This is a genomic window from Exiguobacterium sp. s161, from assembly GCF_018619045.1.
Classification (GTDB): Bacteria; Bacillota; Bacilli; order Exiguobacteriales; family Exiguobacteriaceae; genus Exiguobacterium_A; species Exiguobacterium_A indicum.
The window spans coordinates 79,712-94,410 of the sequence record NZ_JACSNH010000004.1 but is presented as its reverse complement, the minus strand read 5'-3'; the positions used below and the strand labels follow the sequence as shown (position 1 = coordinate 94,410).

Below are 14,699 nucleotides of genomic sequence, written 5' to 3'. Positions count from 1 at the left end.
CAATCTTTGATACGTCAAAGGTTTCTTCGAACGAAGGGAAGGATGTGATGGATTGAGTATTTCCTGCACCGAAAAAGGACGTTTGATCTATGCACTCGTCTCCGTCAATAAGACGATTGCTCAAAAATTCGATCTCTGTACGGATGGTTTCAGTCAGACGCGAATGGACCTACTTGCTCAACTACAAGTCGATCAAACGATCAGTCAAAAAGAATTGCAAAAACGCGTCAATGTCGATCACGCGGCGGTGACCCGTCACCTCAAACACCTGGAATCGACAGGGATGATTGCTCGCGAGCGTTCAGCCGCTGACAATCGGGTGATTCTTGTTTCCTTAACGGAACAAGGGGCGACGCGCATTGCACGATTACGCGAACAAAAAGAGGAGTTCCTCGAGAACTTACTCGAAGGATTCTCTGCTGAAGAACAACGGACTTTAGCTGAGATGATTCAACGCATCGAAGCGAACGCCGAAACATTACCTAAATTAAAAGAGGAGTCGCTTTAATATGGCAACGCAAACTCAAACAGACTTCATGGAAATCGTCAAAGGACGCCGTTCGATTCGTAACTACGATACAGACGTGAAGATCTCAAAAGAAGAAATGACACAAATTCTTGAAGAAGCAACACTCGCACCTTCTTCTGTCAACATGCAACCATGGCGTTTCCTCGTCATCGATAGCGAAGAAGGCAAAGCGACACTTGCACCACTCGCGAAATTCAACCAAGTCCAAGTCGAAACATCTTCTGCTGTCATCGCCGTCTTCGGTGACATGAACGCTGTTGATCAACTCGAGAACATCTACGATACAGCTGTCGCAAAAGGGCTCATGCCACAAGAAGTACGCGATCGCCAAGTACCAGCGATCCAAGGGATGTACAGCAGCGTATCAGCAAACGACTTGAAAGACAGCATCTTGATCGACTCAGGTCTCGTCTCGATGCAATTGATGCTCGTCGCTCGTGCGCACGGATATGATACGAACCCAATCGGCGGTTACGAGAAAGATCAAATCGCGGAAGCATTCGGTCTTGAAAAAGAGCGTTATGTACCGGTCATGTTGCTATCGATTGGTAAAGCGGTGGACGCAGGATACCCATCGGTTCGCCTACCAATCAACGACATCGCAGACTGGAAATAAGTTTTTTCACACTATAAAAAAGAAAAAACACACAAGGGAGATTGAATAATTATGACTACTCAAACAACAACGGACTTCATGGAAATCGTTAAAGGACGTCGCTCGATTCGTAACTACGACACGAACGTAAAAATTTCAAAAGAAGAAATGACACAAATCCTTGAAGAAGCAACACTTGCTCCATCTTCAGTTAACATGCAACCATGGCGTTTCCTCGTCATCGATAGCGAAGAAGGTAAAGCGACACTCGCACCACTCGCAAAATTCAACCAAGTTCAAGTCGAGACATCTTCTGCTGTCATCGCTGTCTTCGGTGACATGAACGCGGTCGACAGCATCGAGACAATCTACGACATGGCTGTTGAAAAAGGTCTTATGCCACAAGAAGTACGTGATCGCCAAGTACCAGCCATCAAAGGTTTCTACCGTCCAGAAGACGTTGAAACATTACGTGATAGCATCTTGATCGACTCAGGTCTCGTTTCAATGCAATTGATGCTCGTCGCTCGTGCACACGGTTACGATACAAACCCAATCGGTGGTTACGAAAAAGACCAAATCGCAGAAGCATTCGGTCTTGAAAAAGAGCGTTACCTCCCAGTCATGTTGCTTTCAATCGGTAAAGCCGTGGACGCAGGATACCCATCGGTTCGTCTACCAATCGCTGACATCGCAGAGTGGAAATAAGCGATCTCACTCAGTCCGGATTCCTTTCATAGGAATCCGGCTTTTTTATATACTCAAAGAAAAGGAGGCGTCAGTAATGTATGATGTGACGATTATCGGAGCCGGTGTGGCAGGAATTTTCCTCGCCCATCAGCTTGTTGAAGACGGGCAACGCGTCTTACTGCTCGATGCCGGAAAACCAATCCGTGAACGAACGACAGAAGATGCGTATCTTGGATTCGCAGGGCTTGGCAAATCAGAAGGAAAGTTCAATTATGCGACAGGATTCGGCGGGGAACTCGTCTCAAAAATCGGTGAAGAGACGACACGACGACTGTTCCAAGAAGTCGATAATCTTTTATGTACATATGGTGGAGGTATAGTTGAGACCTACTCGACGCATTCCTCTACTGTAGCGTCTCGTGCCCGTCGCGCCGGTCTACATTCGGTCGAGACGACCGTCCGTCATTTAGGCACAGTACGGACAGCTGCTGTCTTCACGGCGTTTGAGGACGCCTTATTACCGCGTCTCGGTGCCCGGTTCGAAACGACAATCGAGCAGATCACGAAATCAGAGCCGTTTACGATCAAAACAGCGGACGAGATCTTCGTCAGTCAACGGATCGTGTTCGCGACAGGTCGTTCAGGTGCAGACTTTACGTTGCAAAAGTTAGCGACGCTTGGTGTCACCCCACAGCGGACTCGACTTGATCTCGGGGTGCGAATCGAGACGGATGAGGCGCTATTTCGGACATTGTTACAGGAGACGTTCGAGACGAAGCTCGGTTACGACTCGCCTTACGGTCAAGCCGTCACCTATTGCATGAATCCGCGCGGACGGATCATCCGCAAATATCAAGAAGGACTCGTCATGCCGGACGGCCAAAACGTCCACGAGACGGCAGACGGCTCGACGAATCTGAACTTTACACTATTTCTCCCGCGTTATTTTTCGACGCTAGCGAAAGCGAATGCGTATGCCGCACGCATCATTGGCGGAATCAACCAAGGTGGTGATCGCATCCTCGTTCAGCGACTCAGTGATTTCCGAGCATCGCGAGCGACGGCAAACGATCAACTGAGTCGTAACACCATTGTCCCTTCTCTAACCGCGTCCCCCGGTAATTTGCATGCAGAAGTGCCTACAGAAGACCTGCTCGTCTTAGAAGGGTTTTTAGAGCGCCTTGAGCAACTCCTTGAAGTGGAACTTCCGGGAGATACGTTGCTTTACGGATTAGATAGCAAGTTTTACGCACCGATGCTTGAGACGTCAGAGACGTTTGAGACGACATGTCCCGGTGTCTATGCGATCGGGGATTGTTCCGGTGCCACACACTCGCTTGCCCAAGCAGCTGCTAGCGGACTCCATCTTGGACATGCCTTGACGCAAAACAGCCGGTCCCTCTTCGCTTAAGCGGAGAATGACCGGCTTGTCTTATTTCTTGAATGCTTCGTACACTTTCAATTGTTTCCCTTTGACCTTCGTCGTCTTCATCGCCCGGAGGACAAGCGGACCTTTCCCGTTGAGGATATCGACATACGTCAACGTATCCTGAATCGAGATGATGCCGATGTCGTCTGCTGTGACGCCTTCAATCTTCGCAATCGTTCCAACGAAGTCGACGGCACGGAGTTTTTTCTTCTTCCCACCGTTAAAGAACAATTTCATGATGTCCGCATCAAGCTGTTCCGTTTTCGAAGAACGCGTATCTTCCGTCGCCATTTTCTCTTCGAATGCATCCGCTGTCCGCATCAAGTCCTTTTCCGTTGGTGCTTGGCGACGTGTCAGTTTCCCGTGATACTGCTCGATTTCCTTTAGGCGACGTTCGTCTGCCGGTGTGACGAGACTGATTGCTTGTCCGGCTGCTCCTGCCCGCCCCGTCCGACCGGTCCGGTGAACGTAGCTTTCTCGTTCGACAGGGAGATCATACTGGATGACGTGCGTGATGTTCTCGATATCGATGCCGCGTGCTGCGACATCTGTTGCGACAAGAATTCGGAACTTCCCGGCACGGAAGGCTTTCATCGCATCGAGTCGATCGTCTTGTTCCATCCCACCGTGAATTGCTTCAACTGGATAGTCATGGGCGCGTAGACCATTCGCGACGAAATCAACGTGTTCTTTCGTCCGACAGAAGATCATGCAACGATCCGGGTTTTCAGCGACGAGGACATCTTTTAAAATGGCGAACTTCGTCTTGTCCGTCACCGGAATATAACTATGCGTAATCGTCGAGACGACGGTCTCGCCCGCTTCGATTCGTTTTGGTGCCTCCATGTAACGATCACTCAACTGTTCGATGTCTTCTGGGAAGGTCGCAGAGAATAAGAGTGTCATCCGATCTTTTGGTAACTCGGACAAGATAGCGTCGACTTGATTGAGGAAGCCCATATTCAGCATTTCATCGGCTTCATCCAAGACGACGTAACGGATTTTCTCAAGCGATAGCGTGCCCCGCTCGATATGATCGCGTACACGTCCCGGTGTACCGACGACGACGTGTGTCTTTTGTTTGAGTTCCGTGACTTGTCCACGGAACGGTTGCTTGCCGAAGACGGCCGTCGCTTTGATCCGCTTATAGCGTCCGATGTTCATGATGTCTTCTTTGACCTGCAAGGCCAGCTCACGTGTTGGCGTCAAGACTAAGACTTGTGGTTTGTTTTCTTCCCACTCGACGAGTTCACACAGTGGGATCGCAAACGATGCCGTCTTTCCGCTCCCCGTCCGTGATTTGACGATGACGTCTTTTCCGGATAATACGACGGGGATGACCGATTGTTGGACTTCGGTTGGTGTCGTGTAACCGAGTTGCTCGATCGAATCGAGAATCGGTGTGCTTAAGTTAAAATCATTGAATCGTGTACGTGTCATAGAATGTCCTCATTTCTTATCGTAAAAAAAGCTTCCCACCGAAACGATGAGAAGCCCAACGAATTATTTGGATGCTACTTTATCTTTTTTGATTTGCTTACTACGTAATTGACCACATGCCGCATCGATGTCTGTTCCGTGCTCGAGACGAACACCACAGTTCAAGCCGTTCTTTTTCAACGTATCGTAGAACGTCGTGATATCTTCAGACGTACTGCGCTGATATTGACCGTGCTCATCGACTGGATTGTACGGAATCAAGTTGACATACGTCAGGTGACGTTTGTCTTCGAACAGTTTTGCTAGTTCGACTGCGTGTTCTTTTTGGTCGTTGACGCCACGAAGCAAGATGTACTCGATCGTGATTTTACGGTTCGTCGTTTGAACGTAATAATCGATCGCTGGCATCAATTTCTCAAGCGGGATCGCCCGGTTGATTTTCATGATTTGCGTACGCAATTCATTGTTTGGTGCGTGAAGCGAGATGGCTAAGTTGACTTGGAGTTTCAAGTCAGCGAACTTGTAGATCTTGTCTGCCAAACCACTTGTTGAAACCGTGATGTGACGTGCACCGATCGCAAGACCATTGTGGTCCTTGATGACGTTTAAGAAGTCAACCATGTTGTCGAAGTTATCGAACGGTTCACCGATACCCATGACGACGACGTGGCTGACACGTTCTTCGTTACCGACTGCATCGAGGTGATGTTGGACGTTCATGATTTGCTCAACGATTTCGCCTGCTGACAAGTCGCGGCTCTTCTTGATCAGACCACTTGCACAGAAGCTACAGCCGATGTTACAGCCGACCTGTGTCGTAACACAGACAGAAAGACCGTACTTATGACGCATCAGAACCGTTTCAATCAAGTTGCCATCATATAATTTGAAAAGGAACTTGATTGTTCCGTCTGCTGATTCTTGCTTGACCGCTTCTGTCATCGAGTCAATCGTAAAACTCTGATCTAACAACTCAAGGCAATCCTTGTTGACATTCGTCATTTCCGCGAAAGTCGTGACACGTTTACGGTAGAGCCAATCCCATACTTGTTTGGCACGGAATGGTTTGTGCCCTTGATTCGATAACCATTCTGTCATCTGCTCAAGCGTTAATCCATAAATGGATGGTTTATTCATTTCGAAAGACCTCATTTCTTTTTCCAGAACTACAACATTCCTTTATCTTAGTAAAAATCAGCGCGTGACGCAACGTTCAAATCCTAAATGTTCACTTTCTGTAAATTTTTTGCGCCACTTTCGATCAAATCGACAGACTCCGACGTCCGAATTGAACGACTGCTCCAGTCAAGAACACGAGACAGAGGACAAGTAAAAGAATGGAATGAAGAAGAAAATGATTCGTTCCTTCTAGTAATTGCGTCGTATTGAATAAGGAGAAGACGGATAGATAACGGAGCCACTCCGTCTTGTCACTTAGCTCCGACAGAATCGTCAAGACGATCGATAGAACCAGCACACTACCGGCAAGCGAAAAAGCACGACGTTCTTCGTCAAATAACGTCGCAACGAATAACGTAAAGGCGCCGATCGCCAAGAGTAACAATAGCGCATTGAGCTGAATCCGCCATAAGATGACGTCATTGATCGAAATATCTGTCATCCACCAGTCGGATACCATCAAGACAAGTCCATTCAGTCCTACGAGAACCATACTTGCGATACCCATGACGATCGCGACAGCAAACGTATACGCATTCCGGGTGATCGGGGCTGCGAGATAGACGATCAGCTCTCCGTTGTCGATCGGTCGCGCAACGAGGCGCGCTGCTAATGAGAGCAAGAATAGACTCGCAATGACTTGAAAGATCAATCCATAATAGTTCCCTCCGAGCAGATCCAGTACATTATCGAATCCCGTCACCTTATCGTATTGAAATGCTTTTAAGACTTCTGGAGGTAACGCTTCTAGTTTTGTTTCTAGTAAACCAGTCTTCATCATCGATGGATAAAGCAACGCAAGCATCAATAAGTAGAGACTCGTTCCAATCGCATAAGCAAGCACGGGCTTTCTGACCTGCTTGAATAAAGAGCGGATCAACAATATCACGACGATTCCTCCTCTCCATAATAATGCAAGAAGACCTGTTCTAAATCATCTGCTGACGGACGAATCAGCCGTACATCGTACTGGGTTAAATAAGCGATCGCCTGATTCAAGCTCAGCGTCTCATCCGTTTGAAAACTGACTTCCAGCCGCTTCGGTTCAACACCGACTTGCATCGCGAACTGTGCTGCTTCCACCTCCGTTCGGAAGACGATCGTGTACGTCTTTCGACTCGATCGAACCAACTCATGAATATCCGATTCGACGATGATGCGCCCTGCTTTGATTAAAGCCGCTCGATCGCACGATTTTTCCATCTCCGGAAAGTGATGTGAACTCATCAGAATCGCTTTTCCAGCATGCTTCTCCTGTTCAATCCACTCTAAAAAACGCTCTTGCATCAAAGGATCGAGTCCACTGGTCGGCTCATCAAGTAGATAGACGGGTGCATCCTTCATGAAGCAACCGACAAGTGCCAATTTTTGTTTCATCCCTTTTGACATCTTGCGGATTTTCGTCTTCGTCTCAAAAGGAAATCGTTTCAACAACAGTTGTCGCCGTGCCGGATCGCTACCGTGTAGTCGTTGCATCAAATCCAGCATGTCTGCTCCCGTCATGTCTCCAGGTAAACTAATCTCCCCCGGCAAATAACCGACCAATTTCTTCACTTCTTTACTTTGCTTCCAGCAATCAAAACCACCGATCGTCGCCTTTCCACCATCCGCAGCCAATAGTCCCATCAAATGTCGGAGTGTCGTTGATTTTCCAGATCCATTTGGTCCGATGAAACCGAATATCGTACCCGGATCAACTGTAAAACTGACATCGAATATTCCACGCCCCGGTGCAAACTCTTTCGTGACATGCTCTAAACGGATCATCATCCGACCTCCTTATCTTTTATTTCTTTCCTCACTGTATTCATACCCGTTTTGAAGCAGTTTGTTCGGATCAAAGCGATAGATGACGAACCGCTCGTCATGATTTTTTTCATAGAGGTCTCGTAATCGAATCTCATCGACTTGCTCGAATACGGTATGACGCTCCAAGTACTCCCGGTATTCATCGGTCGGGTAATACAAGATGAGATCAACCGAACGCGGGGAACGTTCGACCGAACTTAAAATGTGATCGATCACTTTCATGAAAATTTGTGAAGAGAATGGATTGAAGAAATAAAACTTATTCGTCTCATCCGGAATGGCATACTGCTCGGCATACGTCTGTTCAAATCGCAAACTTCCGGAACGCCGCTTCCGTCGACTTTGGTAGTTCGCCATATTCCGGAGTGCGTCCTCGTAAAATTGTCCGTTCATCTCGATTCCGATGACGGAACAATCGAATCGGTCGTGTAAGTAAAAGTTCAAACGCCCTTTCCCACACCCGAAATCAATGACCGTGTCCTGTTTTTGAAACAAATACGTTTCGCATAATTCGTCTAGTGCCGCATAAGGCGTTGGTTCATAGCGATTGTAGTGACTAAACACACCATAGAGGTGTTGCATCTCAATGGTCTCGATTCGTAATCGTTGATCGTATTCCTGTTCATTCATTGTCGTTTGTTCCTTCTTTCCGGCATTCTTGCCTTCATCGTACTATACTGAAGAAGTACGTTACTCGTTTTTTGAAAGGGGATTTTATGATGATCGTCGTTACGAACCGGATTAAAGTCAAAAAAGGGATGGCTGCAGCTCTCGCTCCTCGTTTTACGCGTCCAAGTGGACTTGATACGATGGACGGATTCATCCGCGTCGAGGTCTTATTGACGCAAAACATCGAAGAACATGATGAAATGAACGTCAACATGTACTGGGAAGACATGAAGAGTTTTCAAGCATGGCGTGAGAGTGACGATTTCAAAGCGTCACATAGTCGACCTGCGAGTAGTGAGGCAGGAGAATCGCCAATGCTCGGCAGCGAGATTCTGACATATGAAGTTGCTTCGGTCAAAGAACGCGCATGATGCACGAAAAGGACTCGTCTCGAGTCCTTTTTTATATACCTATACACAAATAGTGAAAGGGTTTAATTGTCTCAAATGGTATTATTTGTTATTATAGTGCCAATACAGAGAGAGAGGGTTCTTCATGAATTCATTAACTATATTTGAACAAGCCATTCGTAGCTTACCTGATGATCGTACGTTACGACGTGATGAATTATGGACGGACGATTTTTTATTGCAACAGGAGAACGAGCTGACCGTCTATTATTCTCCGATTGGCGAATATGTCAATACTGAAGCAAAAGTCGTCATCATCGGGATCACACCAGGTTTTGAACAGATGCGAATCGCTTTCGAAGAAGCAACGGATGCCCTCCATCATGGGGCTTCACTAGAAGGGACGGCACGCATCGTCAAATATGCAGCCAGTTTTGCCGGAACGATGCGACGTAACCTCGTCCAGATGCTTGATACACTCGAGCTTCCAGCATTGCTCGGAATTGAGACGGCTACTAGCTTATTCCATCAACATCAGAAATTATTGCATCCAACATCACTGTTAAAGCAACCCGTCTTTTATCGCGAAAAGAATTACTCGGGTCATCAACCGAAAATTAGTCGTAGTCCTTTATTGAGGCACTACGCGGAAGAACACTTCGTCGCTGAGATCAATCAGTTACAAAAACCAGCGTTATTAATTCCACTCGGTCGGGTCGTCGAGACGCAAGTCCGTGGATTGATTCAGGATGGACGAATCGAACAACATCAGCTTCTTTCCAACTTCCCCCATCCATCTGGCGCGAACGGTCATCGAAAAAAACAATTCGAAGAAAACCAAGCCTATTTGATGAAACAGCTCATTCAACATTTTGCCGAATGAGCAACTTTGTCTTAAATTATCAGAATATATGGTTGAATCTTTTTTGAAATACGTGATAAAGTGTCCATAAGAACAGAATATGACTATTCTATCGATGAGGTAGAGGCGCGATTTCAATCAGTACTTGGTCCGAGGATGACAACGAAGACGACTACAGGAAAGGTGACATCGCCGAAATGACAGTATGCGTCGAGCATACCGTCGTTGGTCGATTCGGGAAATACCCGATCGATTGCCATACATAACAGTTGTATGGAGCGCTCCAATTCGGCTAAGAAAGACGCATCCAGCGAGGGTGTCGGCTTTGTTGCCGGTGCCCTTGCTTTTTTTGTGCCGCGGGGTCTCATCTTTAAGCCATTTTTAAAGAGGAGGATATTTTTCATGGTCAACTATTCAGATTCCATTATTGCCCTTGTACCTGCTTTACTAGCTATCTTATTAGCCATCTTTACCCGAAAGGTCGTTCTTTCGTTAGGTGTCGGCATTCTCGTCGGTGCCCTGTTACTTCACCGTTTTAACCCGATCGATACGGTAACCTATCTCGGCAAGAATATCTTTAGCCTCTTTTGGGCGGATGGTGCCTTGAACGAGTGGAACGTTTTATTACTTGTTTTCTTGTTATTGCTCGGTGTCCTTTCCACATTAATTCAAACATCTGGTGGCGCTCGCGCCTTCGGTGAATGGGCTTCTACACACGTCAAGACAGCGCGTGGTGCACGCTTAGTCGCCTTCGGTCTCGGTATCTTGATTTTCATCGATGATTACTTCAACAGTCTCGCTGTCGGCAATGTCAGTCGTCCGCTAACGGATCGCCGTGGTGTCTCACGTGCGAAGCTTGCCTATTTGATTGACTCAACAGCTGCGCCTGTTTGTGTCATCAGTCCGCTTTCGAGTTGGGGCGCATTCATCATTTCCATCATCGCCGGTATCTTAACGACGCACTCGATTACGGATTACTCAGCGTTTAGTGCTTTCATGATGATCGTTCCAATGAACTTCTATGCGATTTTCGCGTTACTTTTAACACTTTACATCGCTTACTCTGGCGTCTCTGTCGGACCGATGAAACAGCATGAACGCCGCGCTGCGAATGGTGAACTTTTTGATGCGTCAAAAGGAACACCGATGGGGATGGCAAAAGAGGTCAACGAACATACGAACGGAAAAGTCCGGGATCTCGTCGTTCCGATCGTCGTTCTCGTCATTGCTACGATCAGTGCGTTACTCGGGACAGGTGCTCAGGCACTTGCAGCCGACAACCGTCCGTTTACTTTAATTGGAGCATTTGAGGCAACAGACGTCACACGCTCACTTGTCGCAGGTGTCGTCATCAGTTTAATCGTCGCTTTCTTGATGCTGATCGGACGAAAAATTCCGGGTCGCGATTACCGTGCAAGCATCGTCGCTGGTATGCGTTCGATGTGGCCAGCAGTCGTGATTCTATTATTTGCTTGGACGATCATCGCTGTTATTGGTGATATGAAAACAGGCGATTATCTCGCAAGCTTCATCAGCAACTCGATTTCTGCTTCGTACTTGCCGTTCTTATTATTCTTGATTGCCTGCTTGATGGCATTCTCGACAGGAACAAGTTGGGGCACATTCGGGATCATGTTGCCAATCGGTGCGGATCTCGTCATGGCTGTCGATGCCTCACTCTTATTACCGACGCTTGCTGCTGTTCTTGCTGGATCTGTCTTCGGTGACCATTGTTCACCGATTTCCGATACGACGATCCTCAGTTCGACAGGGGCTGGATCCCATCATATCGATCACGTTACGACACAGTTACCGTATGCGCTAGTCGGTGCCGTCACTGCGGCAGTAGGTTATTTAGTCATCGGTTTCACGGAGTCTTCGGTCTTCGGTTTCATCGGAGCTCTTGTCACATTCGTACTCTTCGTCGTCGTCTTGAACGTTCTCTCGAAAAAAGGCGAAACTGCTTCGGATTTACAAACGGATTGATGAAATGAAAAAGGGACTGACTCAAAAAAGAATGACGCGTCTTTTCACGCCCTTTCCTCAGGCGAGACACAAGCCTGTTTTCCTGCTTAAATGAAGCAGGAAAACGGGTCTCGTTCGTCTCTGACAGCGCATAAATGCGCTTTTCCTGTAGGAGTGGCGTGTGACGCGCCATTCTTTTTGTTACGAGATAAGGGTGGCAGATCATCATTCTGCCACCCTTATCTTTGTAGAGACCAACTTTGAGTCAGCCCCTTTTTTTCGACTTCATGTCATGTCTTATACCATAAGTTCACACACATCATTCGCGAACGCTACCGGATCCTCGAGTGGAAGCCCTTCGACAAGTAATGCTTGTTGATACATCAGTTTGGTATAGCGCTCGAATTTTGAACGATCGTTTTGATACGCCGTTTCAAGAGACTCGAACACTGCGTGTGACGGATTCAATTCAAGAATCTTGACCGCTTCTACCCCTTCATTATTCGGCATCGCCTTCAGAATTTTCTCCATCTCGATCGAGACAGCGCCGTCCGTCGCAAAGCAGACAGGATGCGATTTTAGACGTGTTGAGGCTTTGACTTCCTTGACTTGCCCACTTAGCACTTCCTGCATGGCTTGGAACATCTCTGCTTGTGCGTCCGTCGTCTCCGCTTCCTCCGCTTCAATCCCTAAATCGCTGCTCGTGACCGACTTGAACGTCTTCTCGTTGTACGTCACGAGCATCTGGATCGCGAACTCATCGATCTCTTCCGTGAAGTACAAGATATCATACCCTTTATCACGGACGAGCTCGGATTGTGGTAATTTATCCAGACGATTCGTACTCTCACCAGCGGCGTAGTAAATATGTGCCTGATCTTCCGGCATCGCTGCGACGTATTCTGCGAGTGTGATCAACTTCTTTTCCTTCGCCGAGTAGAAGAGGACCAGATCCTGCACCTGTTCTTTATGCATGCCATAATCATTATACATACCGAACTTCAGCTGGCGTCCGAACGCTTGATAGAATGTTTCGTACTTCGTGCGATCCTCGCGCAGGAGGGCTTCGAGTTGTGTCTTGATCTTACTTTGGATATTTTTCGCGATCAATTTCAATTGACGATCGTGCTGCAGTAACTCGCGCGAGATGTTGAGCGATAAGTCTTCCGAGTCGACCATCCCTTTGACGAAACTGAAGTGATCCGGCAACAAGTCGCTGCATTTTTCCATGATTAAGACACCGTTGGCATAGAGTTCAAGACCCTTTTCAAATTCCTTCGAATAATAATCGTACGGTGCCTGCTCTGGAATGAATAAGATCGATTGATAACGAACAGCGCCGTCGACACTGATATGAATGTATTTCGCCGGTGTGTCGAAACCATACCGCTTCTCTTGGTAGAAGTTCGTATAGTCTTCGTCTGTCAATTCCCGTTTATTCTTCCGCCAGATTGGCACCATGCTGTTGATCGTCTTGACGACTTCGACCTCTTCCGTCTCGTCACTGCCTTCGATTGGCTGACGTTCGAGTTCCTTCATCTCGATCGGATAACGGATGAAATCCGAGTATTTTTTGATGATGCTACGCAGACGATATGTCTCGAGGTATTCATCATACGATTCTTCTTCCTCGTTCACCTTGATGTGGAGTGTAATCTCCGTTCCGACGGTTTCCTTTTCGACTTCCTCGATCGTATAACCTTCGACACCACGCGATTCCCATTTATAAGCGACCGCACCGCCGAATGGTTTCGTAACGACAGTGACGACGTCTGCGACCATGAAAGCGGAATAGAATCCGACACCGAATTGACCGATGATATCATGACCATCTTGTGCTTCGTTTTCTGCTTTGAAGGCAAGCGATCCACTCTTCGCGATCGTACCGAGATTTTCTTCTAGTTCTTCCTTCGTCATTCCGATTCCCGTATCACGAATGATGAGTTGACGCGCTTCTTTATTTGGTTCGATCGTAATTTTGTAGTGTTCCTTTTCGAACGAAATCGTCTCGTCCGTCAATGCTTTGTAGTACATCTTATCCATGGCGTCACTTGCATTCGAGATCAATTCGCGCAGGAAAATCTCCTTATGCGTATAGATGGAATGAATCATCATCTCCAGCAATCGTTTTGATTCCGCCTTAAATTGTTTCGTTTCCATGCTCATTCTGCCTCCCTTTTTTAGCACTCAATCATACAGAGTGCTAATTCATCTCCTATTATTAGGGAGTTCGAAATATCTGTCAATCACCTTTTTTACTGTATGTCACGACTTTTTCACGGACGATTTTTCCGATTTGACGTAAGTGTTCTGCTGACCCATAGGTGCCATGGCTGACACCGTTTTCATCCATTCGATTACCGAGACCGATGAACTGCTCACTCGGTTTGAAGTGGAGTCCGACGACGGATACCTGAAATCGTGACGAGAAGCCGATTTGAAAAATCGCGTCCGGATAATCCGTTGGTCGATAGGTCGTCCAAGCGATGTCTGGTTCGAGCTTCGCAAATCGTTCCGTGTGTTCCTTACCGAGCAGGATGATTCCTTTTATCGAGAACAGTTCAAGCAGACGTAACAAAAATGTCTGACCGAACGGACTATCTTCCAACACGCTGCGTTCTTTGATCGCTCCCATGTAGTGGTGTGTCGGAAACGGGAAAAAATCCAGATGAATGACCGGATCAAACGTCGTCTCGTAAAACGACGCACCGAGTCCGTTCAAGAATCCTTCGAGCTTACCGCCACCTGGTCGACCGAACCAGGTTCGGTACACATTTGGTTGTTTGAAGTAACGATTGAAGCGTCGGATCGATTCCGTCAATGTCTCTTCTTGTAAATACGCATTCCACGTCATGGATTGTGGACGTATGAAAAGTGGACCGTGCTCGTCAAATCGTAATGCACCTGTTCGGTCTAAAAACTGCGATCGGGATGGGTTCGTCGCGATCGTCACCCAACTGCTACGCGTCGCATCACCAAACCAGAGGACAGGTGTCGTTTGGTCGATCAATTCACTTGCAAATGCACTCTTCTCGAGTGTCATTTGGTACTGGACGGCTTCGTGTAATAATTTTTTGGCAAGTTGCCATTGATCGGATGTCAGCGTTCTCATCTCCCTCTATACAGCGATTGTGCTGTTGTAGATGTACCCCCTATCCTCTAACACTAGACGCATCGATGGG

At 47.3% G+C, this 14,699-nt stretch carries 14 protein-coding genes and 1 riboswitch; of the genes, 7 read left to right on the top strand and 7 right to left on the bottom strand.

The annotated features are described in order from the left end of the window. Nucleotides 1–52: 52 nt before the first annotated feature. The 4 genes from KNQ14_RS11675 (at nt 53) to KNQ14_RS11660 (ending at nt 3,225) form a co-directional block, all read left to right on the top strand. Nucleotides 53–508 carry a MarR family winged helix-turn-helix transcriptional regulator gene (locus KNQ14_RS11675; RefSeq protein ID WP_214856583.1) on the top strand — a complete coding sequence of 152 codons (456 nt, stop codon included), beginning with the start codon at nt 53–55 and terminating at the stop codon, nt 506–508. Between the two features lies 1 nt (nt 509). After that, complete coding sequence (locus KNQ14_RS11670) at nt 510–1,145, top strand: nitroreductase family protein (RefSeq protein ID WP_029342971.1); 636 nt, start codon at nt 510–512, stop codon at nt 1,143–1,145. A gap of 51 nt (nt 1,146–1,196) precedes the next feature. Further along, the gene (locus KNQ14_RS11665) at nt 1,197–1,832 is read left to right on the top strand and encodes a nitroreductase family protein (protein ID WP_023469790.1); all 636 of its coding nucleotides are present in this window, start codon (nt 1,197–1,199) and stop codon (nt 1,830–1,832) included. 76 nt (nt 1,833–1,908) lie between these two features. After that, complete coding sequence (locus KNQ14_RS11660) at nt 1,909–3,225, top strand: NAD(P)/FAD-dependent oxidoreductase (RefSeq protein ID WP_214861125.1); 1,317 nt, start codon at nt 1,909–1,911, stop codon at nt 3,223–3,225. Between the two features lie 21 nt (nt 3,226–3,246). On the opposite strand, the gene KNQ14_RS11655 is transcribed toward KNQ14_RS11660, so the two are convergent. The 5 genes from KNQ14_RS11655 to KNQ14_RS11635 form a co-directional block, all read right to left on the bottom strand. After that, nucleotides 3,247–4,683: a DEAD/DEAH box helicase gene (locus tag KNQ14_RS11655; protein ID WP_214861123.1), complete on the bottom strand. Its 1,437-nt coding sequence runs from the start codon at nt 4,681–4,683 to the stop codon at nt 3,247–3,249. Nucleotides 4,684–4,746: 63 nt separating this feature from the next. After that, on the bottom strand, nt 4,747–5,820 hold the full coding sequence (rlmN, locus tag KNQ14_RS11650) for a dual-specificity RNA methyltransferase RlmN (protein WP_023469793.1): 1,074 nt from the start codon (nt 5,818–5,820) through the stop codon (nt 4,747–4,749). 124 nt (nt 5,821–5,944) lie between these two features. Continuing rightward, nucleotides 5,945–6,751, bottom strand: a complete 807-nt coding sequence (locus KNQ14_RS11645) for an ABC transporter permease subunit (RefSeq protein WP_311246990.1) — start codon at nt 6,749–6,751, stop codon at nt 5,945–5,947. Beyond that, nucleotides 6,748–7,632, bottom strand: coding sequence for an ABC transporter ATP-binding protein (locus KNQ14_RS11640; protein ID WP_251138389.1), 885 nt, complete (start codon nt 7,630–7,632; stop codon nt 6,748–6,750). Before KNQ14_RS11640 ends, KNQ14_RS11645 begins: the two co-directional genes overlap by 4 nt. A 9-nt stretch (nt 7,633–7,641) precedes the next feature. Then, nucleotides 7,642–8,301 (bottom strand): SAM-dependent methyltransferase, encoded by a 660-nt coding sequence (locus tag KNQ14_RS11635; protein WP_081637345.1) that lies wholly within the window; start codon nt 8,299–8,301, stop codon nt 7,642–7,644. Nucleotides 8,302–8,390: 89 nt separating this feature from the next. Between KNQ14_RS11635 and KNQ14_RS11630 the strand changes: the two genes are divergently transcribed. The 3 genes from KNQ14_RS11630 (at nt 8,391) to KNQ14_RS11615 (ending at nt 11,538) form a co-directional block, all read left to right on the top strand. Further along, nucleotides 8,391–8,711 carry a heme oxygenase gene (locus KNQ14_RS11630; protein WP_023469797.1) on the top strand — a complete coding sequence of 107 codons (321 nt, stop codon included), beginning with the start codon at nt 8,391–8,393 and terminating at the stop codon, nt 8,709–8,711. Between the two features lie 124 nt (nt 8,712–8,835). After that, complete coding sequence (locus KNQ14_RS11625; RefSeq protein WP_055969705.1) at nt 8,836–9,573, top strand: uracil-DNA glycosylase family protein; 738 nt, start codon at nt 8,836–8,838, stop codon at nt 9,571–9,573. A gap of 92 nt (nt 9,574–9,665) precedes the next feature. After that, nucleotides 9,666–9,844: riboswitch (Lysine riboswitch) on the top strand. Nucleotides 9,845–9,954: 110 nt separating this feature from the next. After that, a complete protein-coding gene (locus KNQ14_RS11615; RefSeq protein ID WP_214748876.1) occupies nt 9,955–11,538 on the top strand; it encodes a Na+/H+ antiporter NhaC family protein in 1,584 nt (527 codons plus the stop codon). 276 nt (nt 11,539–11,814) lie between these two features. Here the strand turns inward: KNQ14_RS11615 and htpG are convergent, their stop codons facing one another. Both htpG and KNQ14_RS11605 read right to left on the bottom strand, forming a co-directional pair. After that, on the bottom strand, nt 11,815–13,677 hold the full coding sequence (htpG, locus tag KNQ14_RS11610; protein WP_214861121.1) for a molecular chaperone HtpG: 1,863 nt from the start codon (nt 13,675–13,677) through the stop codon (nt 11,815–11,817). An 82-nt stretch (nt 13,678–13,759) separates the two neighbouring features. Beyond that, nucleotides 13,760–14,629, bottom strand: coding sequence for a PDZ domain-containing protein (locus KNQ14_RS11605; protein WP_214861119.1), 870 nt, complete (start codon nt 14,627–14,629; stop codon nt 13,760–13,762). Nucleotides 14,630–14,699: the final 70 nt, after the last annotated feature.